Consider the following 26,250-nt stretch of genomic DNA (forward strand, 5'->3'; position numbering starts at 1 on the left):
GATCCGGCCGTATTTGCAGGTACATATCATACAGAAAGTAAGTTACATATGGCTGGTTGTGCGATGGGCAAATAGTAGAGAGTTCCAACCATGCCTGATGTTCTCATACTGGCTCTCGTCGGCGTCGTCCCGATCGGCGTCGCGTTCGTACTGCTCGCTGGACTCCGGTGGTCCGCCGCCCGCGCAATGGGTGTCGGGTGGCTGCTCGCGGCCGGAATCGGGCTCACGTACTGGAGTATGGAGCCCACCTGGTTGGTGGCGTCGGCCATCTACGGCGCGCTGCAGGCCGTCGACATCATCCTCATCGTCTTCGGGGCGATCCTCCTGATGAACTACTTGGAGGGCAGTGGCGCTATTGCTACGATCAGGTGGTACTTCGGGCAGATCGAAGAGGACCGGCGCATCCAGGTGCTGCTCATCGGTCTCGGGTTCATGACCATCATCGAAGGTGCAGCCGGGTTCGGGACACCGGGCGCACTCGCCGCACCGCTGTTCATCGGCCTCGGATTCCCCCCGTTGGCCGCTGCGGTGTTCGGGCTCTATTTCAACGCCCCGAACCCGCCGTTCGGCGCCGCCGGCACGCCTGTCATCGGCGGCACCGGTGCCGTCATCGACCCAGCGCTGTCCGGGTCGATGAGTGTATCCGAGTTCCTCTCGATGGTCTCTGCGTGGACTGGCGTCGTCACGGGACTGACGTACGTGTTCTGGGGACTGCTCGGCGTGTTCTTCCTGACGTACTGGTTCGGGAACGGTGACGGTGAACGCAACATCGGAACCGCCGTGCGGAGCACTCTCTCCATCGCGCCGTTCGCGCTCCTGCTCGGCGTCGTCACTGGCGGCACACAGCTTGTAGTCGCGTGGTTCGTCGGGCCTGCACTCCCCGATATCGCTGCGGGGTTCGTGGTGCTCGGCATCGGTCTCCTGCTCGCAAACAACGATATCCTCATCCCTGATGACCAGTGGGACTTCCCCGAGGAATCAACCTGGAGCGACACGTGGCTCGGCGGCCTCGATCTTGACGAGGTGTCCCGTGACCAACCCAAAAAGGAGATGTCTGTGCTGTTGGCGTGGACGCCGTACCTGCTCGTTGCGCTCGCACTGCTCGTCACGCGGTGGCCGGACCTCACCGTCGCCGGCGTCGCCGTCCTCGACTGGATCCAGAGTTTCTCCGTCGGTCTCGACTCGATCCTCGGTACTGAACTCGGATACACTCTTCAGTACCTCTATCTCCCCGGAACGATGCCGTTCATCCCCATCGCGATCCTCACCGGCTTCCTTCACAAGATGGACACCACACAGATGGGGGCAGCGTGGCAACGGTCGATCCAGCAGATCGCTCCGGCCGCCCTCACGCTCATTATCGCCGTCTCGATGACACAGATAATGATTCAGTCGCAGACGAACACCGCCGACCTCCTCGGCATGATGGAGGCACTCAGCCGCGCGCTCGCGATGGGCGCCGGCGGCCTGCTCCCGCTCATCTCGCCGTGGATCGGCGCTATCGGCTCGTTCATGACGGGGAGCAACACGTCCTCAAACATCCTCTTCAGCGTACTCCAGTACAACGCCGCCGAGACGGTCGGCGTCTCCCGGGTGATCGCCGTCAGCCTGCAGAACGTCGGCGGCGGCCTCGGAAACATGGTCTCGGTGTTGAACGTGGCCGCTATCTGTGGCGTCGTTGGAATCACTGGGCGTGAAGGCGACCTCCTGCGGAAAGCGATCGTCCCGATGGCGCTGTTCGCCGTCTTCGCCGGCCTGTTCGGGATGCTGCTGACGTACGTTCTGGTTCCCGGCCTGTTCTGACACGTAGCGAGCGGAACCCCACCTCTTCAGGGGTGGGAGGAGGTCAAGTGGGGTGTCGTCTTCGGCAGAACGCTTAATCGGCACTCAGCCGAACGACCCGTCGCCCATGGCGGAGACCGACAGGCTCGCGGCGCTCTTTACGAACTCGACGGCCAATACCGTACTGTCATGGCTGTTCGTCGCAGTACTGATCGGTGCTCTCGCCCGTGACGTGTCGACCGGTCAGTACGGGGCGACACTACTGACTATCATCGCTATCGCCATCGTCCTGGCACCTGCCGTCGCGTTTCGCGACCCCACCGTCGTGCCACCGTGGCAGTTCCTCGGCCTGATCTGTCTCCCCCTGCTCTGGCAGGTGTTCATCCCGAGCGGTCCGGCGACGGCGATCGTTCCGAGCCTCTCGACGGCCACGCTGGGACTGCTGTTCGTGGTCGAACTCCACCTGTTCACGGACCTCCGGCTGGTTCCGTGGCTGAGCGTCGTGCTGACGGTCCTAGTCACGCTGGCGGTGGCCAGCGTCCGCCAGATCCTCCGCTGGAGCGCTGACGTCCTGCTCGGGACGTCGTTCCTGCTCGACGGTCGATCGGGAATGGCGATCAACAGGGCGGTGATGATCGAGTTCCTCTCCGTCGCCGTCGCGGGCGTCGTCGCCGGCGTCGCCTTCTACCGGTACTTCCAGCGCACACCCGGATCGCCCGACTCCCGGATCGCTGCGGAGGACACGCCGCCGACTGAGACCCCCAGCGAAGCTGCGCTCATCAGTGATCGGCTCAGCCTCTCGACGGCGCGCCAACGACGAATCGCGGCGGTGATGCAGGCCATGCTCGGTCTCGTGTTCCTCTACGGGCTCTGGACCCGTCAGCTCCCGCTGCTGGTCAACGCCGGGACGATGCTCGGAATCACGTTCCTGCCCGCTGTGCTTGAGCGCGACTACGGCATCCCGATCGAACCGGGACTCGCGTTGTGGATCACGAGTGCCGTGTTCCTCCACGCCCTAGGCACCGTCGGCCTGTACGACGTGCTTTCGCAGTGGGATACCCTCACGCACCTCTACTCGGCGACCGTCATCGCCGCCGCAGGGTACACGACGCTCCGAGTGATCCACCTCCACGTCCCGTCAGTGTATCTCCCGCCGTGGGCGATGTTCGCGTTCACGATCGTGTTCGTCGTAGCGATGGGCGTCGCCTGGGAGATACTGGAGTTCTTCGCCGATCAGAGCGCCCGCCATCTCGGCGTCGAGGCCGTGCTCGCACAGCGCGGCATCGACGACACGATCACGGACATGCTGTTCAACGCGGTGGGCGCCGTACTCGTCGCGACGTGGGGGACGACGTATCTCGTCCGTCTCTCCGATACCCTCGCCGCGTTCCTCGAGGACGAGATGGACGGGTAGCCGGTGAATGTGGCCTCCACCGTCGCGAAGAACGCCGGGACGTAGTACGCTCGAAAGCAACACCACAAACTTCACTCCTCGCCCACGTCGGGGAGCGGAGACGCACCTGCCTACTGCTGGAGACTGATTGCCGGGAGCCCACAGCAAAGCCCCATCATCAGGGATCTCCGATTTCTAGTTAGCAATCAGAACGCGACGCGTTCTGACGACACCCTCAATGACCGAAGCGTGGAGTCGTTCGAGACCACGAAAGCCGTCTCGTGATGCCGAGAGAGCTTTGCTCCCTCGGACCACGCCAAGGGAGTAGAGTGGGGTAGTTTACACGAGTGTGGAACCTCCCGAGGTCGGGGCACGGTCTGTGACCGTGGAACCCACGACTTCAGTCGTGTGAGGATGTCAGCCTCCTTCCGTCAACAGGGGTCCTGAAGTTCGAAAGCGTATCTCGCCTACTCCACAACGGAGAGCAGCCGATCGCGATGGCTTCGAACGGTCTCAACCGTCACGTCCGCCACCGCTGCCGCATCGGCTTGCGTCAACGGGGCGTCGTGGGCACACGCCGCCAGGTACAGACACCCAGCAGCGAAGCCTGCGGGATGTACCCCGGTTGTGACGCCGGCGTCGATGGCCTGCTCAGCAAGCTGCTCTGCCCGTCGTCGGACGGCATCTGTACACCCCAGCTCGGACGCCAGCCGCGGCACGAACTGTGTCGGCTGGATAGGCGATGTCGGCAACCCCAGCTCTTCGTTGAGCACGCGATAGGCGTTCTCGACCCGATCCTGTGTGACCTGCGCCATCGGTGCCACGTGGGCAATGAGCCACGATTGGCCGTTGCACCGACAGGCTGCGTAGACGCTGGCGGCGGCCATCGCCTCAATCGATCGTCCTGGAAGCAACTGCTGGGTCTGCGCCGTTCGGAATAGCCGACAGGCTTGATCGCGTACCGAGTCGCTCAGGCCGAGTGCACTCGCGATCCGCCGGATCTCTGTCAGGCCATGCCCGAGGTTGCGTTCCTGTTTGGATCGCCAGCGACTGCGTGCGTGTTCACGGCGGAGCCGGGACAGGCGGCGACGCGTCTCGCCATCGAGGGTGTTACCGTTCGCGTCCTGGTGCGTCCCGATCTCCGTCGAGAGGCCGCGATCGTGGCGGGCGGGCGTGAGTGCCGCGCCGGTTCGCTTCGCCGTGTCGGCGCCCTCGTCGACGTGCCACTCTGGCCCGCGGTCGATTGCCTGCTCGCCGATGATGAGGCCACAGTCGTCACAGACGGTTTCGGCCGTGTTCGTTCTGACCTGCCCACCACACTCGGGACAGGGATCAGTTGGACCGCACTGGACGTCCTCGTCGAAATCACGATCGTAGATCTCGCTCATCGTCATCAGTGTCACCTTCTCGCGGCGACGCCGATGCAGCGCGCCCCGCACCCCTCTCGGGGGTGACAAACTGGACAGCTGTCGACGCAACTCCGACGTCGACGGCGCCGAGGTGTTAACCAACGCTTCGACGGGGAACACAGAGTTGTTGGTTAAGCCGACGGTCGGGGGGTCTCGAGGGCATCCCCGATTTGCCGGTGAAGCTGGGGCCGGTTCCCGTTCGGTCCGCAGCCCGTCGGTTCGTGTCGATGCCGACCGCGTGAGCTGGGTGATGCGCTCGTCTTGAACGGGTCGTCGACGTGCCGCTTCTGGAACTGCTCACCGACGTCGTCGCGGGCGACGGACTGCGTCCGCGTCGACCGCCCGACCTGCCGGGAGATGAAGACGGCGCCCACGGTCTCGTGCGTGAGTTCGACGAGGGCACACTCCACGAGGGCGACGACCGACGCGTGATCCCGGTCGGTGGGAACCGCCATCTCGAGGTCCGCCCACGGCGCCTCACCGTCGGGCGTAGTTGCTGCGTGATCCGCTGCTCGTCTCGTGCTGCGTCGTTCCGAAGCCATCGTCTATCGGGGGCACGTGATGCGCCCCGCCACCCCCTCGTGGGGGCGACAGACACCTCCGAAACGCACCCCGCCAACCTATGCGCTAAACCTGATAATTCTGTAGTTCCGCTACCCCTGTAATGGCCCCTCGGCCTGAGAGAGCCGGCGGCCTTCGCACATTGCATATCGCCTCTTTCTTTGGACGAAAACCGCGATATGCAAGACACTATAACGCCCTCAAACCGAAGGAAAAACTCGTCGGGCCGATTTGAAGGCGTAGAAAGTACCTCGACGAGTTCCGGAATAACCCTGTGGTTACAAAAATTGCTCGACGGCGGGGTAACAAAGGTGATATCGGCGATATCCGACTTCTTTGGGGTTACTGCTTCACCTATTCTGAGCTCCTTGAGGTTATCCGTCTCGGTACTTCGAATTGTGGATTACCCCCGATTCTCTCGATTCTGGCCGTGTTAGACGCTGAAAATTGCTCGACGAGGATTCAGAAGGGGGTGTCCTTGGTCTGCAAACAATTTTCGACAATCTGAGGGAAGACTATGATCTAGAATTGCTCAGCGGGACCGGCGGACTGCTCGTCCACTTGCTCGTACATCTCATCCGGAAACGGGAGACTGCCCCAGATCGAGTAGGGACACTGGTCCTGGCCGATACAGTAGCGCTGTAGATCGTCGTTATCGCAGTTCATCGGCAACGGCGTGTCGCCGTCGATCGTGTTCGAGAATTCGTAGCGAACCTGGTACTCGGTCTCCTGCTCGTCGTACCACGGCCACCGGGAGAAGACGTCCTTGAGGTCCGCGACGATCTCGTCGAGGCTGCTGTCCTGGTACTGCGGCAGCCACATCACCATCCGGGCGAAGTTGTAGAGGTCCTTCCGCACGGGCTTCTTCTCGTGTAGTCGCTCCTCCATATTCGCCATACAGGGGAGTTCGAAGAGGTCCTCGATCTCTCGCACTTCGATCTGTTCGGCGCCGGTTCCGGCTCGTCCGATTCGGTACGTATTGACGCGCCCGTCGCGGTCGATCGTGACGGCCGAGTGGGACTCGTGGTCGGCCAGCGTCTTCGCGAGACTGCTCGGACTCGAGATCCAGTCCGTTACAGAGGATTCCCACTCGTCCTCGGCCTCATACGCCTCGACCGCTCGATAGAGCGCCTTCGCCGTATGGAACTCACCCTTTTGCGCCACGTCATCGGGCGCGTCACTCAGGGCTCGTCGGAGGACGCGGATCGTCCGTTCCCCACGGTCCCAGTTCCGCCAGATGCGCTCGTGGTGGCCGGTCTCGAGGAAGCGGTCGATCCGCTCCGTGATCGCCGACTCGTTCGTGGTCAGCCACGTCAGCTGGTCGTCGGAGAGCCCGTCTTCTTGCACCCGCAGGAGCTTCTTGAACGCCCGCTCAGCGTAGTCCCGATACTTGCTGTCGAAATCACCGACCGGGACGTACAGCTTGTTGTCTTTCACTCGCGTCAGTATCTCCCCACTATCGTCACTCCCCGTCGACGCCTCGTCCTCCACTCGAACGAGACATCTGCGTGACGCCGCCGCCATCGGGATTTCGAGGTACAGGCCCTCCCCGAACTCCGGCATCTCCGTGATACCCGTACAGACTCGACCCGGATGCGGGCCATCCTCACCGGGCTCCTTGCTGTACAGCACGTCGGCGATGTCCTGTTGGAGCGACCCATCTCCGTGGGCGCGGATGAGGGAGGCGAGATTGTTGACGTACAGCTCTCGGATGTCGTAGAGTACCTGAATGTTCCGTGGTGACGCGTGCTCGAACTTCGGGTGTGCTTTCACACAGATCGCACTCAACGTCGCGAGCACGGCGAGCGTCCCCGGCTCGTCGACAAACGGCTCCTCGGCGGCGTCGGCACGAACCTGTTCTTTGAACGCCGCCGTCCCGAACCGCTCGACGTCGTTCACGAGGTCCTCGGGTTGGTCCTCGCCGTCGACGATGTATCGGTTGTAGCTACGTGTAAACAGCTGGTTGATGCGGGTCTCGCCGTACTCCAGCGGGAGTGCCGCAACTCGATACGCCATGTCCTGGTCGTCGGTGGGCGTACTCGGACTCATTCGTCGATCACCTCGGGTGTCGCCGACCGAACGTCGAATGCCGGGCTCTCGATGGGTTGAACGATGCTACAGACGTCGGCGTGGAGTGAGTAGGGCAGGCGGGCGACCCGCCGGCGGTCGGCCGTCACGACGGGGTCGATGGGGATGTCGTACGTCTCAAGGAGGAGGTCGTTCAACACTTCGCGACTCTGCTCGTCGTATCGGTGCGCCGGGTCGGTATCCAGCAGGTAGACGTGGACCCCCTGCCCGCTGTAGACGACCATCGTCTCCTCGGCGTCGAAATTGTCCTCGAAGATGTCGCGCACCTCGAACCCGTACTCGATGGCGCGGTCGACGTCTTCGAAGGCGTACGGATACCCCTCGGGAGCGGCGTCGAGGATCCCCGCAGCGTCGAGGAGCGCATCGTCGTCCCGATCGTCGACGTCCGCCGACACCATCTCGTCCGCTCGGTCTCGGGCGATCTCTTTGGCGTCGATGTCGACGAGGAGGACCCAGGGTCGTTCCCAGTGATCCAGCGCATAGTAGACGGCGTCGGGCCGTGGGTCCGGCTGCTCCAGCACCTCCGGATCAGCGAGTGCGAACTCGCTTCGTCCCAGCGGGTCGTTGCGAGCGGGGTGTCGTATGAACTCGACGACGTCCTCGAAGTCGTCGAACTCGGGCGTCGTTCGGTCCCCCGACGGATCTGTTTGCCACGTATCCCGCCGGATGAAGTCCTTGGCCGGCACCTTGTCTTTGCGGACCGGATGGGACTCGCGGAAGGCGACGGCGTACTGTTTCGGGCCGGTCGCCGTGATGAATTCCGGCAGGTCGTCCAGATAGCGGGGAAACTCCTCGGCGTAGTAGGCGTAAATCTCCTCGCGGGTCGCCTGTCGCCAGGTCATGGGTTGAGTTCCTGATCGAGATTTTTGAAGCCCCGAACGGTGGTCAGCCCACTAGCATCGAACTCGTCGACGGCGTCCCTGATGGTCGCGAACGACCGTGCCGCCCGCCCGCTGACCCGCTCGTCGATCCGATCCGTGTCGGCAAGGCTCTCCAGGACGTCGAGCGCAGTCTCGCGATTGTTGAAGGCCCAGATCGCGTCGGCGTCCACCGCGCTGAGTTTGTCGTAATCCTCGACCGGGGCGTGCCGGTTGTTACTCGCGAGCTCTGCTTCGCCGGCCCAGACGAGCTCGCCGTCCCCGTCGAAGCCGGCCACGTCCAGTACGGTGCCGTCGTCGGTTTCGTAGTACGGTTCCACGCGAACCACGTCGTCCCGCTGCTGGAGCCAGAGCTCGAGGAGCCGGACGCCAACCTTGTGTGGCGTTTTCTCGCCGAGATCGCCCGCTCCTGGCCCCGCCTTCAATTCTCTCCCGAGGAGGTCTCGACCGTCCGGGAGGACGGTGTAGTACTTGCGCCCCGCCGCGGAGTCCGCGTCCAGGAGGTCCTGTTCCGTGAGCCGCTCCATATGGAGGTCGTCGTATTCGTCCCGAAGCTGGCTCATCCTGTCCAGTAGCGTGTACTCGTCGTCCTCTCGGTTCATCACGTCGAGGACCCGATTCAGGAACCGGACGTCGTCACGGCTGAGCCCGCGTTGTTGGAGTTCGTCATCGGGGACGGGCACGCTACTTTCCTGAACGGGCGTTGCCCCGTTCTCCGGCTGCGTTGCTTGGTCACCAGCTGGTTCCTCGTCCGTCTCGGCGGCCTGTCCGAACAGGGGGCTCATCTCTGACATGTCCGCATCTGGGTCGCTGTCCGTTGCGGGCTGGGTGGTCGACGTCGACGCGTCCTCGGTCGTCGATTCGCTGATGAACGCGGATTGCGTCGGGTCCGTTCCTGAGTCGCCGTCGGCAGCCGCACCCGTCGTCTCGGCCCCCGTACTCCCCCAGCCAGTCTCCTCCGGATCAGTATCCGACTCAGTCGGCTCTGTCAGCCCGTACTGGGCCTGTGTCCGTTCGACCATCCGTGGTCGGGACACGGACTCGAAATGGTCTTCCTGGGGCTCTGTGAGCGGTTGGTCGCTTTCTGGATGCCCCGGCGCAATCGGCAGCGGCTTCAGCGAAAACGGCGGCGGCCCAGTCTCCCCGAACGACGGACTCGGGAGCTGCGCAATCCACTCGCCACTTGGGAGCGTGTTGATTCGGTTGCGGAGTTCGGTCGGGCTGAGGTCCTCGTGGGCAAGCGACTCCGCGAGGTCGCGCTCGATCGAGATGTTGCCAATGAGCTTCGTCTTGATGTTGTTCAGCACCTCGTCATAAGCCCGCTCGTTCCGATTCCGCACCTGTTCGGGGAACTGCATCACGAGCCCCATACTCAGGCCGAACGACCGGCCCTGCGGCAGGAGCTGTTCGGAGACGAGCTTCGTCGACGCGACCGGCGCCGCCTCCTCGATGATGAGGTTCGTGAGCTTCTCGTAGTCGGTCTGGCCGTCGCGACGGCGCACCTGCACGGCGTCCCAGAGGTTGCTCAACAGGAGGAGTGTGATCGCTCGCTGTGCCTCCGGGCGAAGGTCGCCGAGGTCGAAGATGATGGTAGCGTCTTCATCGAGGAACTCGCGAAAGTCGAAGCGGTTGTCGACGTACTCGCCGGCGTCGTTCTGCTCGGGGACGTGGCTGAAGATCCGTCGGAGATGCGCGTCCTCTTTGAGCTTGTCGAGGCGGTTCCCGACGGCGTCCATCGACACCTGGAACTGGTGGTTGTCCTTCGCGAAGTGGCGCGTCAGCGATTCCTCGATGTTCTGGTTGTCCGCCGAGACCGGGGGAATCGTCTGGTCGCGCTGCATCCGGAGGGCAGCAGCGAAGAGATCGTCCAGCCCGAACACGTCGCTCCCGTACTCCTCGTCGAACAGCGCCTTGATAAGGTAGCTCAGAATCTCGTTCGCGACGAACGCCTGGCCGTACTGCTCGCGGCCCATAATCATCCGGAGGATGTCGTGGAAGTGGTCGACCTTGTCTTGAATCGCGTCCTCACGGTTGCGACCCGCTTCGAGCGCGGGCCGGATGTCGAAGAAGGAGAACGCGGGAATGGTCTCCGGGACGCGGAAGTGGTAGACGTCGTCGAGGCCCCCAAATCGTTCGTAGTGGCAGCGCAGGTAGTTCTCACACATCCCGTCGCCCTTCGGGTCGACGAGGACGACGGGGCCACCAGTCGACTCGCGAAGCGAGAGGGCGTCGTTGATGATGGCCTTCGACTTCCCGCCACCCGTCGACGCGAACCGGCCGTAATGCGTCGGCAACAGGTCCGGCGGAATCCGGATGGGGTCCGGCCGTGGCTCACCGTTTTCGTCGAGCGCGTAGCCAATAGCCATCCCGTCCTGGAACTGCTGGATCAGATCCGGGTTCGGCCACGGGAGCGGATTCCGACTCTGCTGTTCGGCCCTCGTTCCCCGCGTCCCTTCGACGGTCAGCTGTTCGGAGGAGGGGACGAGGACGAAGTTCGCGAGCTCCGTCCCACAGAGGACCAGCTCGGGGCGTGTCTTCCCCCGGCCCGTCGTCAACTCGCGATTGAGGAGGCGCTGAAGAGCGGCTCGTGCCTTCTTCTCCTTCGTTTTCTCACGGAAGCCGCTGTCCCGGAGGCGTTGCCCCTCGACCTCGTAGAACGGTCCATCAAGCGGATCGAACACCGGGAGGAGCGAGTCCATCCGGCCATCGAGGTCGTCGTGGGTGTCGTCGGTGGGGACACCGACGGCCCGGATGTTGACCGTGAACGACCGTTTGGCGTTCTTCGCGTCGATGTACTCGATGCGCTTCTCGACGGCCTCGCTGAGCTGCCGGTCGTCCTGGTCGCTCCGCTGGTCCTCGACCTCGAGCAGCGACCCGACGACTTCCTGGAAGAATGTGTCGCGGCCGTCGACGAGGTCCTCTTTCCGCACCTCCGCATCGGACTGCCAGCTGGCACGCCGTTGGAAAACCACCTGGAAGGCGGTCGGCGCCCTCGCCTCCATCAGATGGTCGATCAGCGACGCCAGCGCCGCGCCGGGTTCGTCGACGGACGAGAGGTCGCCGTCAGTTTCCTCTGCTGTGAACGGCGTCAGCGAGGTCATCCAGTCCTGCTTCCGTGACACGGAGCCACACCACCGGACACCGAGCGGCGAGACAGCATCCTGTGCCGGGCGAGCCAGAATCGTTCCCGCCGGTGTCATCGTCGGCTTCTCGATGGCCCGTCGCTCTTCCTCGTCGTCTGGAAGTGCATCGGGCGGCGCTAGTTCGAGGGCTGAGTCCCCGACAGTCACGTGATGATCGGGGACGCTCGTGGCTGCCGTACCGCCGTCGACAACGGGGTCCGCTTCGGCTGGCTCGGAGTCCCCTGATTCCTCGTCGACGATCTCGTACTGTTCTGCCGGGCCAAACTCGTACTGCAGCCGCCCGGCCTCGTAGTGTTCGACGAACTCCTGCAATGTGAACTCGCTTGGTTGAATGAGCCGGGCGGCGACGTCGACGTCGACGCGCTCGATGTCGAATGTGGCCGGATAGATGGAGCGGAGGCGCTTCTCGAGTGTATCGAGGTGCGCATCGGCCCCGTAGAAGAACTCTACCGGGTCGTCCGGGCCATCACTCATAGCCAAGAACTCGAATCGGGGTGGTGTCTCACTGTGGAGTGGGTTCAGCTTCGCCCCGAGGCCCGACGAGCCGGGCGTGGTCAGCTTGTGGAGACTGTCGAGGACGCGGGAGATGCTCTCCGGGTTCAGTCGCTCGGATGTCGGTGTGACGCGCAGGTACTCAGCCATCGTTGATCCCCTCCGTTGACCCGCCGTCTGGCTCAGCTTCGACGGCGTCTGATCCGCGGTTCGTTTCCTTCGTTCCCTTCGTTCCGTTCGTCGCTCGGGCCTCGAGCTCCGCTTGGAACTCTTGCATCTTGCTATCGACGGCGTCGTCGCCAGCACCGGGGAGTGAAGACCGCCGCTGTTCGGTCGGGTCGAAGTCGATGACTTGCTTCTCCTTGGGCATCGCCTCGACTTTGATGCCACGCCACTCGCCGTCGACGCCGACGAGTGCCTCGGAAAATCCGGCATCCTCGTTCCCGGGGACCGCGTCCTGCACGTAGCGCATCTGGGCGTAATTCAGGCCGAACTCGTCGGCCCACTGGTCGTCCATCCCGTCCAGGCGATGGAACTGCTTGACGGCACACTGATCGAGAATGGCTTCGGATTCGGCGTGCTCGAAGAACTCGTCGACGGTCTGCGTGACGAGACGAATCGAGAGGTCGTGGTGGCGGTGATGGCGGAACACCGTCTCTAAGAATGCCAGACTCGCGGCGTCCTGCATGATGTACCGGGCCTCGTCAATGACGAACACGACCTCCTTGTCAGTCTCTTTCGCCCGCTCGTACACGAGCGAGATGAGCAACTGCATCGTCAGCGCCGTGCTGCTGTCGACGCTGCCCTCCTGTTGTGCAAGGTCGAGATAGATGACCTTCTCGTCACGGATATCGAACTCCGAGGACTTGCCGAGATTGGCGTGGCGACCCTCCTCCTCGAAGGGGCGAAGCTGGTCGAGAAGCCACGTTGCGTCCTCGCGGATCTTCCCGGCCTCCTCGTCGGACCGAACCACGAACGACTCTGGATCGTCGACCATGTCCTCGAAGACGTCCATCATGTCTCGGATGGTCGGACTGGGATTGCTGTGCGTCGAGATATCGTCGGTGATGTCGTTGCGCTTGTAGGCGCGTTTGAGGCCGAGTTCAAGCGTTGTCCGGCGGTCACCGAGTGAGATACCGCGCAGTGCGAAGAAGTTCGTCAGGAAGCTCATCGCGTCGTCGAGCTTCTCGTTGAACGGGCTCGCGTCCTCGCCCATCGCTCGCTGGACGTGGTCGGGCGTCTGGCGAATCTCCAGGGGATTCAGCCCGAGCGTCCCACCGACCGTGATGCGTTTCGCTCCGAGGGCTTCGGAGACGCCTGCCCAGTTGTTGAGCGGTTCGAGGATGATACCGATGCGGTCCTTACTCTGCTCGATAGAGCGGATGAAGTTCTGCTTCGAGCCGAACGACTTCCCAGACCCAGTATCGCCGACGGTGAACATCGCATACCCGTTGTCACGGGCGAACGGGTCGATGACGACGGGACTCTGGTTGTCCTTGTGGATACCGAACTCGACCCCGCCCTCTTCGAGGATGGTTGCGTTATGCGGCGACGAAAGGAGTGCGCCGACGGCCCCACCGAGGGCGATTGACTCGCGCCCGAATACGTTGTCACCGATGGGAGCTGCCGACTGCAGCGCGAGGTCCTGCCGGCAGATCGCGGTCTTCGGCGTGAGGTTTGCCGGGTCGTCGCGGAGCGCACTCTTGACCTTCTGGACTGAGTGTAGCTTCAAGTTTGTACTCGCTAGTTCATGCTTTCTGAGCGCCTCTCTACCGGAATGAGCAGAAAGAAGCACGTTGTCGAACTCTCTGACGGAGAACGCAGAACGCTCAAGTGGTTCATTTCGACTGGTGAACGCAACGCCGAAGATATCACCCGAGCGCGCATCCTCCTGAAAGCTGACGAGGGGCTCACAGATGTCCAGATCTGTGAGCACCTCGGCTGTTCAATCGGCACTCCCTACAACGCACGTAAAAACTACTGTGAACGAGGGCTCGCGGCGATTCATCGCCGCAAGCCCGACCGCGAGTACGACCTCAAGATGGACGGGAAAGCTGAAGCACACCTCATCAAACTCGCCTGTAGTGAGCCGCCGGAAGGGCTCTCTCGCTGGACACTTCACTTGCTCGCCGACGAACTCGTTACTCTTGACGAGATCGACTTTGAGTCGATCTCTCACGAAACCGTTCGACAGCGCCTAAAAAAACACCCTCAAACCGCATCTCTCCGACTACTGGGCGATTCCACCTGAACAGGACGCTGACTTCGTCTATTACATGGAGGACGTACTCGACCTCTATCACGAACCGTACAACGAGAACCGACCGGTCATCTGCTTCGACGAGTCCAGCAAAGCACTCCGTGGCCATGAGAGCGATCCGCTCCCGGCCCGACCGGGAGCGGTCGCACGTGTTGATCACCGCTACGAACGCAACGGGAAACAGCGGATTCACCTCGCCACAGAACCGTTGACCGGCTGGGTCACCGTCGCGATTACCGAGCGGAGACGCACCGTTGAATGGATCGACCGGATGGTCGAACTCGCAGACGACCACTACCCGGATGCGGACTGCATCCGGGTTGTGGTCGATCAGCTCAACACGCACAACCCTGCCGGCTTCTATCAGTTCTTCCCGCCAGACCAAGCCCAAGCGTACCTTGATCGGTTCGAGTTCCACTACGTCCCCAAGAAAGGCAGTTGGTTGAACATGGCCGAGATCGAGTTAAACGTCCTCAAACGCCAGTGCCTCAACCGTCGCATCTATCACGCAGCGACCCTCCGGTCGGAGGTCGCTGCGTGGCAGCAGCATCGCAACGCAGCTGACCGACTCATCGACTGGCAATTCACGACCGACGACGCCCGGATCAAGCTACGCCGACTCTACCCAGTCGAGTTGGAAGAGAACTAGCGAGACCACGGTTGAAGCTACACTCAGGCTTCAGAAACAGCTAGCCGAGGATGCTTTGTGAGGTACTGAGGATGTTCGCTCATCTCGATAGATCGTAACACCAATTCTGTTGGCGAATCATGTAGCGGTCAACGATGGACCAGGAGTCAGCTCAGGTCTTCCTTCCACCGCGAGAGCGATGTTTTGAACGTCTCCGTCTCGCCCGGTTCGGCGAGACGGTGACGTGTGTCCATTGCGAGAGCGACGACGTTGTCAAGCGAGGAATGACCGGTAAGGACGCTCAGCAGTACTGGTGCAAGGACTGCGAAACCTACTTTAACGACCTCACAAAGACGATCTTTGGCCAGCATCGTTTCGGTCTCGAAGAGATGTTCTACATCGTCAAGGAGATGCGATCTGAGCCGACCGCTCAGATCGCTCGTGACCTTGATCGAGACTACGAAGCCGTCCTCAACTACGTCCACAAAGTGCAGGAGGCGAGTGGTGATATCGACGACTTCAGCCTCTCCGATGTGTGTGAAGCTGACGAAGTCTATGTGACTGCTGGTGAGAAAGGACTCGAAGACGAGGACGAGGATGGGAGTCCGCGCGAGCGCGGACTCTCAAAAAGGGGCGCGGAACCTTCGAATCAGACAAACCGCCAGTGTTGACACTCGTCCGTCGAGATGACGGACGAGTTCGATTTCTCGTCTGTGAGGATCTGCAAGAGGCTGACGAGGACATCTCCGAGTACGGCGACGGAAGCGTCATCCTCTGTACCGACGGCTACACAATCTATGACGACATCGAGGAGACGGAGGGGGTGGACGGCCATCTGGCCGTCACCCACTCCGACACCTACGTCATCGGTGACGCCCACACAAACACCTGCGAGAACCGTCACAGCTTCCTTCGCCAGTGGCTGGCGAAGTTCAGAGGCGTCTCGAAGTATCACCTCCAGAAATACCTCCGCTTTCTCGCACTGAAACTCAACTCACCGGACGACTGGTTCGAGAAACTGCTGTGTTACAATGTATCGGGATGAGCGGAGGATGTTTTTCGGGTGCTAGGCGTCACTGACTTCAGTGTAAGCGGTCTACAAAACTCGCACACTCGATTCAGCCCATTCTTGGAACTCTCGGATACCTGTTAGAAGAGAGGGGTGAGTCGAGGGGTTAATCTCTCAAAGTACGTCTTGTTATTCATAATACTAATAAAAATTCAATTATAATATTGAATTGATATATTTGGGTATGTATTTTTGTCTTCAACTATAGCGGTCGACAATCCCGATAATATATACCTCGTTAACCAAAACACTCAGATCGATGGTACAGGACACGCCTGCCCTTCGGTATCTCGTGAATGCCACAAGATCTGTAGGCTCAACAGTACAGAATGGCGTTGAAAAGGGTGCTAATCGGTTAAGAGTCCATTTTAACGAGTGGCCAGAGCGGTACGTCGAACAGCAAGCTGCACTCTATGAAGACGATGATAGTGAGCGTTGCCATCGGATCCGGGAATAAATGATACTATGGATACAGGGGTTATTCGCACTATCTCAGGGAAAGCAGCTCGTCTTGGCGTTTGCTGCTGGTCTGTACGTCGGGGTAGTGGGAATTGTTTGGTCGCTCACCCTTAACAGTGAGTCGTTCAATCCGTCGGCCTACACCCCAGCTACCGCAGTAATAGCAAGCGTTGTTGTCCTCGTCGCCTGGCTGGGACTCCTCGGATTCTTTATTTGGACCGAGGGATTCACCTCATCTACCAGGAACTGATGTTCTGACTCCGCCCGAGTTGATGCGCAACCACGGTCGCGTCACCGACCTCATCAAACGAACCCGTCACATCGACGCTACTCCGTTCGTCTGGAGGCCTTTCGTCGAAATGACACAGTCCGAGGGTTCCGTCAGTGTTGTTCACGATCTTTACAAACCCTTCAGTGATGACAAGGTCCCTACTTCTCGATTTAGCAATGGATCTCCTCGAGTTGACCAGCCTCCTTGTCGATACCATCAACTGCCCGAGATCGGCGACGGTTATTCAGGACTCTTACCTACCCTCCACTCATCTCCAGAGATACTCATGAAACGGCCATCGATAGGTATCGATGTAAGTACGTACATTGCATTTCATTTCGCTATCCTCGGGGCCCTCTCTTGGTTTACCGGGCTCGGATTTTTACTTCCAAGCCTAGGCCCCTCGATATTTCTCTTTGCGACGCTTCCCGACGATGATATGAACTATCCACAGCGGATTATCGGTGGGCAGTTTATTGGCGCAATTTCAGCGATTATCGCATTCCAGATTCTCGTCGGTGACCCTATAGTAGGGGAACCGATTCCCCCACGGTCGCTCCTCGGGCTCCGCCAAGTTCTCTCAACGTTTCTGGCTGCAATTCTCACGACTGCTGGCATGTTCGTCACCGATTGGGTGCATCCACCTGCTTACGCTACGACGCTCATCATCGCGCTCGGGTTCATTAACGATCTCACAGCCGCTATCGTGTTCTTCGTAGCTGTATTGATCGTCGCTGGCACCCACGAACTGTTCGGAAAACGACTTCCGATTTGGGATCTCCCTTATCAGCGCGAGTCGTGAAGAGTGGGTCTCTTTCCGGGCCGTTCGAGACGAATGCCTCGATGCTTGAACTGAACAGTCGACGGGGTGTGCTGGCTTGCCAAAGGTGTTTTCGACGTCTGCATCAAACGGCTACCGTATGCATAACCGAGTCTTACTCCCAACAGATGGAAGCGAAACAGCCGATAAGGCAGTCGAACAAGCGATAGACCTCGCAAAGAAGTATGATGCAGCCTTTAACGCTCTGTACGTCGTTGACGAAACAGAACCAGTACTGAACGTCCGTGGCTCGGATGCGTCGTTTGACCGTCTCGAAAAAGAAGGCGAAGACGTAGTTGGTGATGCAACTGACCGAGCACGACAGGCATCTATCTCATCTGTCACTGGGTCTGTCCAGCGAGGGGAGCCTGCTGAGACAATTCTCGAGTACGTCGAGGCCAACGATATTGATCTCGTCGTCATGGGGACACACGGGCGAAGTGGACTTGACCGACATCTACTGGGAAGCGTCGCCGAGAAAGTCGTTCGGCATGCCGCTGCGTCTGTACTCACCGTGCGAAAGGATGCTGCTGGTGAGTAACTACGGCTGCTGATTAGCTGTTAGCTAGCATTTTCGTCTCCGTAACCAATGATTGGTGTTGGTCAGTGCGAGGTAGTTGTGACCAACGTCGCTAGTTGTCCACTCTCTCGATAGCGGCGGCAGCAAGAGGCTGGTCTGACATGGTGAGAACGCCGAAACGAGACGAAGGACACTTTTGGCACTACAGAGACTGCGAGAAGAGTCTCAGATCTGGTTGTTTTCCGCTGTGGCCATCGCTCAAACCGCTCTCAGAAGACAGCTGTTGCTCCCCGCCAGCCTCGCTTCGGTCGAAGCGAGGCGGCTCACCCGAGTCCGTGCTCGTATCCTGGTGGCAGTCCTTCCCCGTTCGTCCGATGCTTCCTCTTCCAGCCCAGTTCGTCATCCAACACCTGTTCGATCCCATGGAGAAACGCATCACTGAACGTGAAATCTACCGGGAGTGCTCGCCCGCCACGCCGTGGCCGGGCGAGCACTGCCCACTGCACCACCAGCCACAACTGCTCTAACAGGAACCCTACACCCACGTAGAAGAGCCGAATTGTCGTCGATGGCGTCGTCGTAAGGGCCCGCGCTTCCCGGAACTTCTCGTAGCTCTTCTCGATCCGTGAGCGGTTGTTGTAGATCCGCGCCACTTGCCGCGGCGTGCGGTCTTCCAGACCGTACGCCGCGTATCCAGTCTGTTTGAGTCCTGACTTCCCGCGATCACCGTTTTGGTAGGTTACGTTCACCGCCAGCGGAAACGTCTGTTCGTGCTCTTTGCCTTCACAGATCGTCTCTTCGGTCATGTACGACGCTGTCGCTGAAAGTTTCTTCCGGAGCGAGTCTTTCCCGGTCTTGACCGGGAAGACTGGCGGCGCTGTCGCCCGAAGCACGCCGATCACCTCGCCGACGTAGGCTGCTCGATCCATGAGAATCCGGTCGAACTCGAACGGATACAGTTCGACGCGGGCGAGCACGCGCTCGACCGCGTCGGCAGCGCTATCGTCGCCAGCAACCGGTTCAACCGCCAGCGTCAGCGGCTTTCCCTGCGCGAGCACGAACGCCGTGCAGTACCGATGGCACTTCGTCGTGCCATCACGCGCTTGCATTCGCCTGAACTCGTCTTCGTCCGCTGGGTGCCCGTGAAACGGGTTGTCCATGAAATCGATGCAGACGGTTCTCGACCGGTCGCGGTCGAGAACCGACATCGCCAACGTCGCGAGAATGTCGTTGACAGCGTCCAGCATCGGCTCTTTGTCGAGAGTATGGAGCCACTCCATGACGGGTTCTCTGTTGGGTGTCTCGTCTGTGTTGGTCGTGACGCCGTTGACCGAGGTTGTGCCGACAGCCGCACGGAGAACGACTTCCATGATATCGCCGGAATCGAGGGGCGAGCCCTCGATTCCTGGCATCGGAATCAACTCAAGCACTTCCAGAGCAAGAGTCTTGAGTTGGCTGTTCGTAATGAACTCGTCCGGATCTGTAAGCACCTGCTTGAGTTGTGGAAAGTTCATCAGGTGCGTATCCGGACAGCGGATGAATCAGGTCCCTGATTCACCCGCTTCACTCAGTACTACGTATCAGCTGCTGGAGTCCTGAGCCAGAGTGGACAACTAGCGAACGTTATACCGTGTCATCAACTATTCGTCTTTAGGGACAACTCAGAGAATGTTCGACCGAATCCTCATCCCGACAGATGGTAGTAATCCAGCCCGGCCCGCGGTCGAGATGGCAGTTGGGCTTGCAGAAACGCATGGGGCGATGCTTCACGTGCTTTATATCGTTGACCAACCCACAACTGTCTCTGGCATGGGGGAGGGCTTCTCTGGCCTCGATGATCTCTTGGATGCACTTGAGGAGCGAGGCCACCAAGCAACGAAAGCGGTCGTGGAACAGGCTAGAGAGCGGAATATCGAAACGACAGCTGCCGTTCGTCGTGGAAACCCCAATGATGACATTCTCAGCTACGCAGAGGATAACGATATCGACGTCATCGTCATGGGGACTCACGGACGTACTGGGGTCAAACGAGCCCTCCTCGGGAGCGTTACCGAAAACGTCGTGCGTCACTCCGAGATCCCAGTGTTAACTGTTCACCGAGACCCTGAAGAGTAAGATACGGACTCCAACACTGTCTACCCTCCTCGTGAGATGGATGTGTAGGGGAGTGTTTAGTGAAGAGTAGCTTCGTCAGCAGTCTCTTCGGGTTCCGAGATCAACCATTTGAGGGCAGCTGCAACGATAACACAGAGCCCACTTAAGACGACGAAGACGGCAAATCCGCGCGCGTACCCGATGTGGCCGTAGATGTCCACGAAGAGCCCCATCAGTGGGAGGATAACGAGAGTGCCGCCGCCGCCGATGCCACTAATCCAACCAGACGCTCCACCAACGGCCTCCGGGACGAACGTCGGTACCAGCTCAAACACGGCTGCGTTGGCGAATCCCATTCCTGTTCCGAGGACCATCATGCCGAGGATAGCGGGCCAGAATCCGGTGAAGAAGGTCATAATTGCACCGCCGATAGCCATCACACCGAAGCTAATGATGGCAACGAGTTCGCCGCCGAATCTGTCGCTGACACTGCCTGCGGGAACCCGGATGAGAGACCCGTAGACGATGAAGATACCTGCGAGAAGGCCAGCCATTGAGAGTCCGAGCTCGTGGAACTCTGCCCAATAGGTGGGGAACCAAGCTGAAAGAGAAGTGAACCCTCCGCCGAAGGAGACTGTGTAGAGGAAGACGAGAACCCACGTTCGGCGGTTTCTTGCGGACGTCTTCAGCGAGTCCCACGTACCACCTGACGGGAAAATGTCCTGACCGAGCTCGTCAGCTATTTCTTGTGATTCATCCGGAGATTTACCCTTTTTTCGGAGCTGGAAGTAGTACGGATCGACCGCATACACTGCGTAGATTGCGGTGATGACCAGTAGGAACACTAACCACGTTGAGTAGGCCATCGTCAGTCCCCAGATGCCGATGAGGACGGGAAGGACGTAGACGACCATCCCCGGACCGATGTTGCCAACACCAGCGAATGCACCGAGCGCGAACCCTTGCTTATCGCTGGGATACCAGTATGAGGTCTGTGTGATTCCAGCGGAGAACGTCGCACCTCCTGCACCTGCGAGGAATCCGAAGAACACCAATATAGGGTAGAGACTCATGTCGAAGTTCTCCGGATAGGTCATGAACAGCGTGATAACTAGCCCTGCTGTCCCAATGATCGTCGAGGCCATGAGGATGAGAAGCGGTTTCCGGCCACCGACTTCGTCCACCCATGCACCGAAGGGAATCCTGAGAATTGCTTTACTGAGGTGCGGTGATCCCAGTAGAAGCCCATGGAGCACGCCGGCGAGTGCTAAGTGTTCTTCTAGTATAGGCCCTGCAGCACCGTAGAAGACGATGGTGGTTAGGCCCGCGTAGAAGACGAGCGTGGACATGATGAGCCCGCGTTTAGGTGTCCCTCGAACGCCATGCTCTTCTGCGAGTTGTTCTGACTCAGTCATTATTCAGTAGTTATTGTCAATAGTCTATGAATATTGACAAGAGCTCCGTCTACCCAGGTAGCTATACAGCATTGTCTTCGCTCTACAGATGAGGAATGTATTGTACCCATTCTCGTACAGTATATATCTCGGCGATGGCCCCTTGTCTTTGTCGAATTATTTTTTGGGTGTCAATTTTTGAAAACTCGAATTTTGCAATCTCAGTTCCTCGTAGGTAGTGTTGGGCTGCTGCGGATTGGCATAATATAAAAATAAATACATGGCGTTTTAATAGAGTGAAATGTCGGACGTGCTTCTCGAATTCAATTACTGACGACGGTGCGCAGAATAGATCATCTCAGAAACAAGCTCGCTTCTATTTGGGATGTTGAGAAAATATAAATAATTTGATGTATAGTGCCAGAATCAGTAGGTTGAGACGCGTTGTTGAATGGAATCGCCCGTAATTCGGTGGGGATGTTTTAACTGGCACCCCAGAGATAGTCTATAAATGACGCATGACTACGGAATCTGATACTGAACCGTCTGGTGCTTCGCTTTCCTATCGGAATATTCTGGAGCGGGAGATGGAAAACGCCCTTAAGGAGATTAATCGTCCTCCAAAAGGCGTGTTCCTCTCTGGATTGTCTGCTGGACTCAACCTCAGCTTCGGTGCTTTACTAATGGCGATGGTCTTGACCTATTCTGGTGGGTTCGAATCTAAATTCGTTCAACAGGCCATTCTAGGTGGAGTCTCCTCAATCGCGTTCTTATTCGTCGTCATCGGTCAAACGGAGCTGTTTACCGCTCATTCGACGATGGCGATTCTGCCAGTCCTTGACGATCGAGCAACAATCGGCGATATTGGTCGAGTCTGGAGCGTAACGTATGTCTCAAATCTCGTAGGCTGTGCATTGTTTGCTGGACTCATCGCACTCGTCGGTCCACAGATGGGGATCATCAATGCAGAAGCGTTTGGCACGTTAGCGTCCTCATTGCTCCCCTACGCGTGGTGGGTGATCTTCCTCAGTGGAGTAATCGCAGGCTGGCTGATGGGATTAGTGACGTGGCTGTCTGCGGCCAGTCGAGATACTGTCGGTCGTATCCTTTTCGTCCTTATTGGAACGGCAGTCATCGGATCCGGCCCCTTTCATCACAGTATTCTCGGTACGACGGAGATTCTCTCTGCGATATTGCTGGGCCAAGGTGTCTCGTTAGGCGATTACGGACATTTTATCCTTTGGACAACAACTGGAAATATCGTCGGTGGGGCTGTCTTTGTTGGCCTCCTCAACTATGGCCACGTCGCCTTAGCTGGCGAAGAACAGGATGTCGATTTTGAGGCAGTGGACCACAACGAGTAATTTCGAACCCAAATCTGGAACTCTATGAGATTGAAAAACTGGTTTCTACTTTTTGGGGTGGTTAGTTCGCTCAGTATGCTGTTGCTGGAAGCGTTTATTGTCTCTCGGATTCCTCTACCTCAGTCCTTTGCAGGGTGGCATCAAAACCCATATATACTACTAGCCATGGCCACGATGATGGTACTTGCTTTCCTGCTGGGACTTACCGAGAGAGTACCCGAAACAGTAGTATTTGGGCTTGTCTTTGGAATTGGTGTTGTCGTGTTATTTATATCATTGTATAAGGCAATCATCGTCCCCGCTGATTGTCTGTTTCAGGTTCCATATACTCAGACTGAGGTTCGCTGTCGCTATCTTACAGCCTTCCTTTCACTAGTCTCTGTCATCAGCGCTCAATACTATCACACTTCCTCTTGATCAGCTACAAGAGGGTAGTTGCGTTTAATCTCTCCAATCTCAGTCGATCACATCGACAGCCACACGATCTCGTCCAGTAGGCGCTGAATCTGCTTGAGGTGTGCTCGGATCGTCTCGAAGAGATAGTGACGGTGATTTTCGGCACTGGACAGTCGCTGTCGGCGGCGATCCGCCGCCGACGCGACAGCGTTTCCACTCACGAGCGTCGCCCCAACTCGGGGCAGACTACCGGAAGAACCGGTCGTCGAGTGGTTGATTCGCTGGGACAGCCCTGCGGACACCGAGCGCTGTCCAGGCAGCGCGAACCACCATCTCACAGAACTCTCTGAACGACCACGGCCAGAGGCGGCGCCCCCCGCGGCGGGGCGCCGCCACGTACATCCAGTGGAGATACCGCCAGACGTTCTGAAGCAACAAACTGACGACGAACAACAGCAACCGAAGCCCAGCGTCCCGAGAACTGGTGAGAGCGAGGCTCTGCTTGGCTAATCGGTAGCTCGCTTCGATGCCGAAGCGTTTGCTGTAGTGGTGTCGCGCTTCTCGGGGCGTCGTGATGAACGGCGCGTCGACGGCGTAGCCGTGACGCGCCACCCCATGTTCGTCGTACCGGCCTCGCTGGTAGACGCAGTCGATGAACACAGGGAACGTCACCCGCCCGGCGAGGTCGTGCTCGATTACGCGACTCCAGCCCCTGCTAAGTTCGGCTTTGATCGTTTCTCCCCACTTCACGATTGGCATAACGTAGGCGTAGTTGTGGGCGTACAGCAGCTCGAGGCAAGTGCTGTTGTAGAAGCCGCGATCGAGATAGACGGCCTTGACGCGCAGGTCAAGGCCGTCGAGGAGCGTCAGAAACTGTGCGAGGGCATCGCTGGTGGTCTCGCCAGCTTCCAGCTGGCGGACCGCCAGCGTGTAGCGTTTGTTGCGCACGCGTGCGTAGAGCGTGGCATAGGCGTGAAACGCGGTGGTTCCTCGTTTCGCTTGGGAGAAGTACAGTGACTCCGTCTCGTCTTCCTCACCGTAGTAGGGATCGAGGTGGAGGTCGGCGACGACCTCCACCGGTCGATCTGGAAGCGTCTCAAGGACGTCCCGTTGAAGGAGCGTATTGCCGACCTCTTCGACGGTCTCAAGGTCGAACTGATCGGTGAGATGTCCACGGACGGTATTGGCGTGGGGCGACTCGTCGGTTGTCTCGCAAACGTGATTGATCGAGGTCCCGCCGGCGCTGGCGCCGGCGAGGACCTCGTACAATTCATCGGAGGTGACCTTCACGTTCTCAGCGAGGTCAATCGGAAGTTCGTGTCCGAGACTGTTGACAACAAAATTAAGCAGGTGCTCTTCTTTTAGTTCACTGTCTGCTTGGTTTGGGTGCACACCATATCCGAGCAGACACTCACTCTAACTCGATGTGATCGACTGAATCTCTTTATTGACCCTGAAATCCATCACGCTCCCCAACCTTGACGGTGTCACAGACAAGATCAAAGTAACAATCGCTTCCTTCGGTCAGCGTTTGTACCGTCTGTCCACTTTAAATCTGCGTCGCTGTTGGGGACTACGTTGTCGTCGTGGTCGTTTCCTGACTTCATCAGTTGCGGTCCATTATCGCCTAAAGCAGTGCTGCGATAAATCTGGGATACTTGTAACTGATAAGTAACTGCCGTTTTTCAGATACGCTTGTCTTCCCATAGGGGCATATTGGGTTCCTACGTCAAAGCACCATCCGTGTTCGGTTAATCCTACTTCCGCGGTCATCCGTCTTTAGCTAAGAGAAGAACCGCACGACAGCAGTCGCTTATCGTCGCTTCTTTTCGGAAGGAATGAGGAAGCCGAGTCTGTGCACAACTCCGGTTCCTCATCGAGAATCATGCGGCGACTCACTACACTTTTTCCCTCGACGATGCTCCAAGAGCACGCCGAGGAACTCGGCGTGGTCGAACGCGATGGCAAGCTCCAGATTCCTGTCCTCGTCTGGGCATTCGTGTTCGGCTTCGCCGCAGGCGAGAGCCGAACACTCGCTGGATTCAGACGCAGTTACAACTCTACAGCCGATGAGACGCTCTCGCCCGGCGGGTTCTATCAGCGGCTCACGCCACAACTTGCAGAGTACCTCCGCGACCTCGTCGAGCGCGGCCTCGACGAGGTCGCTGTTCCTGACGCTGTTGACGCTGATTTCGATCGATTTCGAGACGTGATGATCGCTGATGGAACGGTGCTACGGCTGCATCAGTTCCTCTCCGATGAGTACGAAGCACGGCACGAGGAGCAGGCTGGAGCGAAGCTCCACCTGCTCCACAATGTCACTGACCAGACGATAGAACAGTTCACCGTCACAGACGAGAAAACGCACGACAGCACGCTGTTTGAGACAGGATCGTGGCTCGAAGGACGCCTTGCTCTGTTTGACCTCGCGTACTTCAAGTACCGCCGGTTTGCGCTGATCGATGAGAACGGCAGCTACTTCGTGAGTCGGCTGAAAGAGAGTGCAAATCCGGTGATAACGGAGGAATTACGCGAATGGCGCGGGCGCGCCATTCGCTTGGAGGGAAAGCAAGTGTACGACGTCGTGGACGATCTCAAGCGTGAGTACATCGATGTGGAGGTAGAAGTGTCGTTCCAGCGGCGTGAGTACGAAGGAACGCAGTCGTGGGATACGAAACGATTCCGCGTCGTCGGCGTCCGCAACGAGGACGCCGACGACTACCACCTCTACATGACGAATCTCTCTCGTTCGGAGTTTCTCCCGGTAGATATAGCGAGGATCTATCGGTGTCGGTGGGAAGTTGAGCTGTTGTTCCGGGAACTGAAGACGCGATACGATCTGGATGAGTTCGACACGAGCAAAGAACACGTGGTAAGAATCCTGCTGTACGCAGCGTTGCTGTCGCTGTTGGTGAGCCGGTCGTTGCTGGATCTGCTCACCGAACAAGCCGATGAAGAGATCGTGTTTCCGCCGGAACGCTGGGCGGCGACCTTTCGGTCGCACGCCCAGCTCATCCTCCACGAACTGGGTGAATACCTCGGCTACTCACCGCCACCGCTGCTGGAGCGGTTGATTGAAGACGCTCAGAAGATTCACAAGCACCGACCGATCCTCCAAGAGAACCTCGCTACCGCTACACAACCGAGGGCTGAGTCTTAGCTAAAGACGAATGGTCGGTACTGTTGGTTAACGCGTGCAACATCCTCTCCGTACCTCAAACGACCGCAG

16 protein-coding genes and 3 pseudogenes are annotated in these 26,250 nt (G+C 59.0%); 9 read left to right on the forward strand and 10 right to left on the reverse strand.

Going from position 1 to position 26,250, the window contains the following annotated elements; translation table 11 throughout:
• The first annotated feature begins 90 nt into the window (after window positions 1–90).
• Both EOHIBHHM_RS23375 and EOHIBHHM_RS23380 read left to right on the forward strand, forming a co-directional pair.
• Window positions 91–1,803: an L-lactate permease gene (locus EOHIBHHM_RS23375; protein ID WP_188884104.1), complete on the forward strand. Its 1,713-nt coding sequence runs from the start codon at window positions 91–93 to the stop codon at window positions 1,801–1,803.
• Window positions 1,804–1,909: 106 nt separating this feature from the next.
• A complete protein-coding gene (locus EOHIBHHM_RS23380) occupies window positions 1,910–3,196 on the forward strand; it encodes a DUF2238 domain-containing protein (RefSeq protein ID WP_074879593.1) in 1,287 nt (428 codons plus the stop codon).
• A 446-nt stretch (window positions 3,197–3,642) separates the two neighbouring features.
• On the opposite strand, the gene EOHIBHHM_RS23385 is transcribed toward EOHIBHHM_RS23380, so the two are convergent.
• From EOHIBHHM_RS23385 to EOHIBHHM_RS23410, 6 genes and pseudogenes are all read right to left on the reverse strand, one after another.
• Window positions 3,643–4,569, reverse strand: coding sequence for a transcription initiation factor IIB (locus EOHIBHHM_RS23385; protein WP_497258341.1), 927 nt, complete (start codon window positions 4,567–4,569; stop codon window positions 3,643–3,645).
• A gap of 284 nt (window positions 4,570–4,853) precedes the next feature.
• Window positions 4,854–5,126: pseudogene (locus EOHIBHHM_RS23390) on the reverse strand (DUF8030 family protein); the annotation flags it as partial.
• A 541-nt stretch (window positions 5,127–5,667) separates the two neighbouring features.
• Entirely contained in the window at window positions 5,668–7,194 is a 1,527-nt protein-coding gene (locus tag EOHIBHHM_RS23395) for a primase-associated protein (protein WP_497258342.1), read from the reverse strand.
• Window positions 7,191–8,075 (reverse strand): bifunctional DNA primase/polymerase, encoded by an 885-nt coding sequence (locus EOHIBHHM_RS23400; RefSeq protein ID WP_497258343.1) that lies wholly within the window; start codon window positions 8,073–8,075, stop codon window positions 7,191–7,193. Before EOHIBHHM_RS23400 ends, EOHIBHHM_RS23395 begins: the two co-directional genes overlap by 4 nt.
• Window positions 8,072–11,896, reverse strand: a complete 3,825-nt coding sequence (locus tag EOHIBHHM_RS23405; RefSeq protein WP_497258345.1) for an ATP-binding protein — start codon at window positions 11,894–11,896, stop codon at window positions 8,072–8,074. The genes EOHIBHHM_RS23400 and EOHIBHHM_RS23405 overlap by 4 nt, the downstream gene beginning before the upstream one ends.
• A pseudogene (locus EOHIBHHM_RS23410) lies at window positions 11,889–13,466 on the reverse strand (VirB4 family type IV secretion system protein); the annotation flags it as partial. The pseudogene EOHIBHHM_RS23410 and the gene EOHIBHHM_RS23405, both read right to left, overlap by 8 nt.
• Window positions 13,467–13,523: 57 nt before the next feature.
• Here EOHIBHHM_RS23410 and EOHIBHHM_RS23415 point away from each other — a divergent pair.
• The 4 genes and pseudogenes from EOHIBHHM_RS23415 (at window position 13,524) to EOHIBHHM_RS23430 (ending at window position 17,794) form a co-directional block, all read left to right on the forward strand.
• Window positions 13,524–14,655, forward strand: a pseudogene (locus EOHIBHHM_RS23415) (IS630 family transposase).
• Window positions 14,656–14,789: 134 nt separating this feature from the next.
• Window positions 14,790–15,679 (forward strand): IS1595 family transposase gene (locus tag EOHIBHHM_RS23420; protein ID WP_497258347.1). Its coding sequence is split into 2 segments (ribosomal slippage): window positions 14,790–15,258 and window positions 15,258–15,679, totalling 891 coding nucleotides; the frame shifts between segments, so codons are not numbered across the junction.
• A 1,040-nt stretch (window positions 15,680–16,719) separates the two neighbouring features.
• Window positions 16,720–17,235, forward strand: coding sequence for an HPP family protein (locus EOHIBHHM_RS23425; RefSeq protein ID WP_497258349.1), 516 nt, complete (start codon window positions 16,720–16,722; stop codon window positions 17,233–17,235).
• Window positions 17,236–17,353: 118 nt separating this feature from the next.
• A complete protein-coding gene (locus tag EOHIBHHM_RS23430; protein ID WP_497258351.1) occupies window positions 17,354–17,794 on the forward strand; it encodes a universal stress protein in 441 nt (146 codons plus the stop codon).
• A 302-nt stretch (window positions 17,795–18,096) separates the two neighbouring features.
• Here the strand turns inward: EOHIBHHM_RS23430 and EOHIBHHM_RS23435 are convergent, their stop codons facing one another.
• Window positions 18,097–19,287 (reverse strand): ISH3 family transposase, encoded by a 1,191-nt coding sequence (locus tag EOHIBHHM_RS23435; RefSeq protein ID WP_497257546.1) that lies wholly within the window; start codon window positions 19,285–19,287, stop codon window positions 18,097–18,099.
• A gap of 154 nt (window positions 19,288–19,441) precedes the next feature.
• Between EOHIBHHM_RS23435 and EOHIBHHM_RS23440 the strand changes: the two genes are divergently transcribed.
• On the forward strand, window positions 19,442–19,888 hold the full coding sequence (locus tag EOHIBHHM_RS23440) for a universal stress protein (protein ID WP_497258353.1): 447 nt from the start codon (window positions 19,442–19,444) through the stop codon (window positions 19,886–19,888).
• A gap of 56 nt (window positions 19,889–19,944) precedes the next feature.
• On the opposite strand, the gene EOHIBHHM_RS23445 is transcribed toward EOHIBHHM_RS23440, so the two are convergent.
• Complete coding sequence (locus EOHIBHHM_RS23445) at window positions 19,945–21,282, reverse strand: MFS transporter (RefSeq protein WP_497258355.1); 1,338 nt, start codon at window positions 21,280–21,282, stop codon at window positions 19,945–19,947.
• Between the two features lie 497 nt (window positions 21,283–21,779).
• On the opposite strand from EOHIBHHM_RS23445, the gene EOHIBHHM_RS23450 reads away from it, so the two are divergent.
• The gene (locus tag EOHIBHHM_RS23450; RefSeq protein ID WP_497258357.1) at window positions 21,780–22,625 is read left to right on the forward strand and encodes a formate/nitrite transporter family protein; all 846 of its coding nucleotides are present in this window, start codon (window positions 21,780–21,782) and stop codon (window positions 22,623–22,625) included.
• Between the two features lie 464 nt (window positions 22,626–23,089).
• On the opposite strand, the gene EOHIBHHM_RS23455 is transcribed toward EOHIBHHM_RS23450, so the two are convergent.
• Together EOHIBHHM_RS23455 and EOHIBHHM_RS23460 are read right to left on the reverse strand one after the other, a co-directional pair.
• Window positions 23,090–23,242: a hypothetical protein gene (locus EOHIBHHM_RS23455; RefSeq protein ID WP_497258359.1), complete on the reverse strand. Its 153-nt coding sequence runs from the start codon at window positions 23,240–23,242 to the stop codon at window positions 23,090–23,092.
• Window positions 23,243–23,267: 25 nt separating this feature from the next.
• Window positions 23,268–24,413: an ISH3 family transposase gene (locus EOHIBHHM_RS23460; protein ID WP_497258361.1), complete on the reverse strand. Its 1,146-nt coding sequence runs from the start codon at window positions 24,411–24,413 to the stop codon at window positions 23,268–23,270.
• Window positions 24,414–24,906: 493 nt separating this feature from the next.
• On the opposite strand from EOHIBHHM_RS23460, the gene EOHIBHHM_RS23465 reads away from it, so the two are divergent.
• Window positions 24,907–26,181 carry an IS4 family transposase gene (locus tag EOHIBHHM_RS23465; protein ID WP_497258363.1) on the forward strand — a complete coding sequence of 425 codons (1,275 nt, stop codon included), beginning with the start codon at window positions 24,907–24,909 and terminating at the stop codon, window positions 26,179–26,181.
• The last annotated feature ends 69 nt before the right edge of the window (window positions 26,182–26,250 follow it).

The sequence above is a fragment of the Halogranum roseipondis genome (assembly GCF_059695585.1).

Bases quoted from the DNA above. Each gene is read 5' to 3' on its own strand.
- EOHIBHHM_RS23375 (WP_188884104.1), top strand. From the start codon at position 91: ATGCCTGATGTTCTCATACTGGCTCTCGTCGGCGTCGTCCCGATCGGC.
- EOHIBHHM_RS23380 (WP_074879593.1), top strand. From the start codon at position 1,910: ATGGCGGAGACCGACAGGCTCGCGGCGCTCTTTACGAACTCGACGGCC.
- EOHIBHHM_RS23385 (WP_497258341.1), bottom strand. From the start codon at position 4,569: ATGACGATGAGCGAGATCTACGATCGTGATTTCGACGAGGACGTCCAG.
- EOHIBHHM_RS23395 (WP_497258342.1), bottom strand. From the start codon at position 7,194: ATGAGTCCGAGTACGCCCACCGACGACCAGGACATGGCGTATCGAGTT.
- EOHIBHHM_RS23400 (WP_497258343.1), bottom strand. From the start codon at position 8,075: ATGACCTGGCGACAGGCGACCCGCGAGGAGATTTACGCCTACTACGCC.
- EOHIBHHM_RS23405 (WP_497258345.1), bottom strand. From the start codon at position 11,896: ATGGCTGAGTACCTGCGCGTCACACCGACATCCGAGCGACTGAACCCG.
- EOHIBHHM_RS23425 (WP_497258349.1), top strand. From the start codon at position 16,720: ATGAAACGGCCATCGATAGGTATCGATGTAAGTACGTACATTGCATTT.
- EOHIBHHM_RS23430 (WP_497258351.1), top strand. From the start codon at position 17,354: ATGCATAACCGAGTCTTACTCCCAACAGATGGAAGCGAAACAGCCGAT.
- EOHIBHHM_RS23435 (WP_497257546.1), bottom strand. From the start codon at position 19,287: ATGAACTTTCCACAACTCAAGCAGGTGCTTACAGATCCGGACGAGTTC.
- EOHIBHHM_RS23440 (WP_497258353.1), top strand. From the start codon at position 19,442: ATGTTCGACCGAATCCTCATCCCGACAGATGGTAGTAATCCAGCCCGG.
- EOHIBHHM_RS23445 (WP_497258355.1), bottom strand. From the start codon at position 21,282: ATGACTGAGTCAGAACAACTCGCAGAAGAGCATGGCGTTCGAGGGACA.
- EOHIBHHM_RS23450 (WP_497258357.1), top strand. From the start codon at position 21,780: ATGACTACGGAATCTGATACTGAACCGTCTGGTGCTTCGCTTTCCTAT.
- EOHIBHHM_RS23465 (WP_497258363.1), top strand. From the start codon at position 24,907: ATGCGGCGACTCACTACACTTTTTCCCTCGACGATGCTCCAAGAGCAC.